This window comes from Methylobacterium sp. J-030 (genome assembly GCF_022829545.1).
GTDB lineage: Bacteria > Pseudomonadota > Alphaproteobacteria > Rhizobiales > Beijerinckiaceae > Methylobacterium.
In genome coordinates this window covers 1-4,529 of the sequence record NZ_JAKSYM010000372.1, presented here as the reverse complement: position 1 = coordinate 4,529, position 4,529 = coordinate 1, and the positions used below count along the sequence as shown (strand labels likewise).

Genomic DNA, 4,529 nt, shown 5'->3' with positions numbered 1-4,529 from the left:
TCGTTGTGTACGAAGGGTTGCGTTCATGCGTGCGCGGGTCTGGCTTGCCCTGACGCTGCTGGTGTGTGTCGTCGATGGTCACGCCCCGCGCGGACGCGAACCGCGCAACCCTGATGCGGAAGCAGGCTGGAGCAGGGGCATCGAGGCGCTGAAGCGCCCGTCCATCAGAGGAACGGTGTAAGCTCATCCGCCAGGATAGGTGAGAGGGCGGACAGTGCTGCCGTTCATGAGGAGATCCGGGCCGTGGGCCGGCGCTCGCGGTCTCCAGTTCCGCCGCACCGCGCCGACCCTCACGAGACCGCCCGGCCAAGGCGTCACGGGCGAGACCCGGTGAACTGGACCGGATGCGCCTGTCGTCGCGTGTCGCCGCCTGCAACAGCACCGTGTGGGTCGCGATCACCTCGGGCGCATCAGCAGGGGGAAGATACCGCTGTAGCGGGTGTGGTCCTGGTGCATCAAGGCCCGGCTACACTCCGCGGCAGTGTTCGAAGCGGAACCATAAGCTAAGCCGTTCGTTCACCGGCCATGGAACACTACAAGTCCACCCTCGCTACGGCTGCGGTTGCTGCTTTCGGCCTCGTGGCCGCTGCGCACATCCTGCACCCCGGCAACTACGAAGATCTGCCGCGGCACGTGCGTGCGCCTATCGTGAGCGCGGAAGTGCCTGCCAGCACGATGGCTTGGATTGATCCCCCTGCGCGAGCCAACGCGGCCAGTGCCGTGTCGAACGCCGTGATCACAACCGCGCAGGCGGCAGAGGTCGCGCCGACCCAGGCGCCACAGCCAACCGTCGTGATGGTGGCTGAAACCGTGGCATCCCAACCGGACGCGCAAGAGGCCCACGTATCCGTGGAGCAGCTGCGGAAGTCAGAGGCCCCCCGGCGTCACAAGGTGGCGCAGCGCAGGATCCGTGTGCACCAAGCCTCTCTGACCAGTACTGCGCCGAGAACGCCTACCGTCAAGGAGCAGGTCTCCGCACCCGATGCGCCTGCTCAAACCGCTGATCGGTTCGACCCAATCGGCGCCCTGATCCACGGGCTCGGCCTAGACAGCTAAGCAACCCACCGAGCCCAAGCAGGCGCTGCCGAGATCGAGGCACGCCAAGCGCCGTCTGGCGGATAAGTACGCCGTCGCACAGGAGCGGGGCGAGATAGCCGTGCAAGCGCACGGAGGTGGCAATATCCCGACGGTTCTCCCGCCGAGAACACTGTTGCCACCGTGTCGGATCTCGGCCGACCCGGGCGTGATCCGCGGTATGCTTGATACGCGGCAACTCACCATCCTCTGGGTCGTTGGCTTCCACAGAGGTGCGGGCGGCACGGTTCGCTGACGGCGCATCCACGCGGAGGCGCAACATGAGCGACGGCATCCCCCTTCTCTTCCTGGCGCTGGGCACCCTCGCCGGCGTGTGGTTCCTGGCGGCTGCAGCCCGGAAGCAGGTCGCCAACTCGAAGGGCGATCCAGAGCGTTCGAACTTGATTAAGCAGCACGGGGGCGAGCCGCGGCCGAACATGGAAGGCACGGAGCACTGACCCGGCCTTGACCCACGGGCCCTGCAAACGATGAACTGCCCTATCCGAGCACGCCTGGAATAGCCGAAGCTCTATGGCCGCCAAAGACCAGCGTACCTGCGAGGTGAAGGTGGATGGGGCGTGGCGCCCCGCCACCCTCACGGAAGCACGCGGTGTGTACAGGGTGGCACCGAAACGCTGTCCGGCCTGCCATGGCCAAGTGATGATCGCTGGGTCCTACACCGCCTCAGGCCATCTGATACTGCAGCACCGCCGGACGCACACCGGCTGCCCCCTCTCATCCAAAGGGTACAACGGCACGCCATCACCGCATCCTCAGGCGCTTTCCTGACGGCCGCTCGGCCCCACCCCGATCTGCTCACGGGGCGGGGGAGCGTCCGATCTCACCAGCGGTGGGCCGATACGCGACGTGGCCCAACAGCATTATGCCTATGCTCAGTTAGGCGGCTGTCACCGACGTCGACCGGAAGCTGTCCCGGGATGGACGCAATCGGCTTATCGGCGATCGAGGGCCGTCCACTGCGTAACCACCGACTCGTCAGCCGGCATGTAAGCGTCGACGATCGCACCCTTGCGGCTCACGACGCAGATCATCGCCGCCTCGCGCACCTCGTACATCATCGGCCGCTCGTAGGTGATCCGGAACAGCACCGGCGCGAAGTAGTCGCCCTTCTTGTCGGTCCTGTCCGCCCCCGCCGAGACCGCCTCGACCTGCTTCATGCCGGCCTTGGTCGCCTCACTCATCACGGTGGCACGACAGGTATCCACCGTGCGGTTGCGGCCCGGAACCTCCGTCAGAGGCTGCCCGATGCTCTGCAGGGCCGCAGAGGTGCCCTTCACCAAGCCGGTGCCTGGCACCATCGACAGGATGGTCTGCTCGCCGGCCGCGGCTGACGCAGGCCCGATCGGTGCGATCTGCCACGGCATCTGCCACGTGGCCGCCGAGGTATCCGGCGCGGCGGGGGTATCCTGGGCCAGTGCGGGACCGGCCAGGGCAGAAATGAGGGTGGCGCAGCAGATCGAACGTATGAACATCACGGCTCTCCTTCTTCGCAGGGGTGAACTCGGAGCCGCGGCATCGAGCTAGTCCGTCGGCGCGAGGGCTAATGGCATCGTCCAAGGTGAGGACGGCGCAGGGGATGGTGATGAAGCAGCTGAACGATCGGTTCTCGACCGGTGCAGAGAGGCGTGGGCGACTGCGCCAGCATTGACCCACGTCCGAGCTGACGTCGGCAGGCTGAGGATACCCGTTGCCTTGTCGGCATCGCGGTAGGGTACCCGGGCACGGGGGATCGTGGTGGCCGGTCGTGGCCTTCTGAGCGATCGAGCGTGCCTCGCGGGACCTGGGTTCAAAATCGGCGCGACCACGCCCTGGGCGTCGCGGAGCAGCGTGATCGGGCCCATTCGATCCGCCGCCAGCTCCATAGGATCAGGGCTGAGCGTCGCCACGCGCTCAGACGAAGGTGCGCCAACGGCTGACTGTGCAGCGCGAACGACGGCCTCGGTCGGGACTCGGGCCTGAACTGATCTGGGTGGCAAGATTGCAGTTGGAGCTGGATCCGCGGACAGGACCCGTATTGTCCTCGTCTCAGCTTGGGCCTGCGGCAGTAGCTGTACCTGCGGTTCGAGTGTCGCGACCGCGGACGGCGGCTCTGTTGTCACGACGTCCCTGCGATCAGGGCGTTCGTTCCAGACGGGCGGCTGCTCAAGCGTCAGGTGCGCCGCATCAAGAGGCGCGCGCCCGATCAGCGGAAAACGCGGGTTGGCACGCGGCGGCAGAAAGGCTGTCTGCTCTGATGTGTCCGTAGGGTTCGGATCTAGGAAAGTGCGGGGTCCGTCGGCGAGAGAAAAGGTGTCGGGATCGTCCGCGTGAGACAGAGGCCCTGTCAGATGCGGGACTTCTATCCAAGATGGGAAGGTAGATGGAGGTGGTGACGCCGTTGGCGCTGGGGGCCGAGTAGACGTCGTTGAAGTCCAGTCGCTGTGGGGAACAAGCCAAGCTCCACCCACGGCAAGCACCGTGAGGGTGGAGAGGCAGGAAATCGAGATCGTGGCCCAAGACGACAGGCGGCTACTAGGCCTAACGACCGTGAGAGGCCGGGCCGCGCCGAGGGGCTTCAGGTCGCCGACAAAGATGGGACCACGCTGTAACATCCTCTCAGAACTGGTTCGGGCGAGAAACAGTTCAAGGCCGAGATGATCTAGAATCGCTGCGAGCGGAACACGGTTAAAATCGTTCTGGTTCACACTGATGATGCAGGACGCTCAAATAGTTTGAGGCGTAGCGTCGCGCGATAGCCGACAAACTTCGCCTAGATCACACCGCCGTTCGTCAAACCGTCCGTCCGTAGACCCTCACTGCATGGCTCGGTCGCCTCCACCACCCACGCGGATTCTCGCCCGGTCTGATCGGCCGGGGTCGACTGCTGTCCCTCGGCAGCCCTTCTTCTGCTCCGTTTTCCCCGATTCTCCCAGATCTAGAACCTGAGTATTCGTGGTGGTCGCGGATTTGACCCCTATGCTCGAAGGAAGGGTGCGCCGCGCCAACCGCAGCCAGGCGGTCCATTCCCTGCTCACGATGCGGATCACGTTGGTGTCGTTGCGCCAGCCCGTGATCTGCCGCTCCTCAACGGTGAGCAGGCCGAGCCGCACGGCCTCCCGGATGGCGTTCTTCACGGTCGTGCGGGACACGCCGGTCACGGCCGCCAGATTGTCTATCGCCAGCCGGCAGTCACCGCGACGGGCTACCTCGGCTGCAACCAAGGCCAGAACGGCGACCTCTGCCTGCGTGAACCGGGCCGCGATGCCCGGCGGGAGGCGGCCAGAGGCCGCCCAGCGGCGACGGCGCTCCATCGAGGCATCCGTGCGCGGGCGGGAGCCGACGCCGGGCCTCCTGGGGCTTCCTGATGCGTTTTTGGCCGCTTCCCCTGTTTGAGGTGTGGCAGTTGCTGAGTCGTTCGGGTTCTGTGCCGATCGGGGTCCATTTGTGGACAGTGT

At 65.6% G+C, this 4,529-nt stretch carries 5 protein-coding genes; 3 read left to right on the top strand and 2 right to left on the bottom strand.

Annotation, left to right across the window (positions count from 1 at the left end; genetic code table 11):
• The 3 genes from MKK75_RS30455 to MKK75_RS30445 all read left to right on the top strand — a co-directional run.
• Positions 1 to 181 (top strand): hypothetical protein (locus MKK75_RS30455; RefSeq protein WP_244046224.1); only part of this gene is annotated, 181 nt, incomplete at its 5' end.
• 344 nt (positions 182 to 525) lie between these two features.
• Positions 526 to 1,056, top strand: a complete 531-nt coding sequence (locus tag MKK75_RS30450; RefSeq protein WP_244046223.1) for a hypothetical protein — start codon at positions 526 to 528, stop codon at positions 1,054 to 1,056.
• A 299-nt stretch (positions 1,057 to 1,355) separates the two neighbouring features.
• Positions 1,356 to 1,532 (top strand): hypothetical protein, encoded by a 177-nt coding sequence (locus MKK75_RS30445; RefSeq protein ID WP_244046222.1) that lies wholly within the window; start codon positions 1,356 to 1,358, stop codon positions 1,530 to 1,532.
• A 495-nt stretch (positions 1,533 to 2,027) separates the two neighbouring features.
• On the opposite strand, the gene MKK75_RS30440 is transcribed toward MKK75_RS30445, so the two are convergent.
• Together MKK75_RS30440 and MKK75_RS30435 are read right to left on the bottom strand one after the other, a co-directional pair.
• Positions 2,028 to 2,567: a hypothetical protein gene (locus tag MKK75_RS30440; protein WP_244046221.1), complete on the bottom strand. Its 540-nt coding sequence runs from the start codon at positions 2,565 to 2,567 to the stop codon at positions 2,028 to 2,030.
• Positions 2,568 to 3,887: 1,320 nt separating this feature from the next.
• The gene (locus MKK75_RS30435; RefSeq protein ID WP_409567633.1) at positions 3,888 to 4,385 is read right to left on the bottom strand and encodes a hypothetical protein; all 498 of its coding nucleotides are present in this window, start codon (positions 4,383 to 4,385) and stop codon (positions 3,888 to 3,890) included.
• Positions 4,386 to 4,529: the final 144 nt, after the last annotated feature.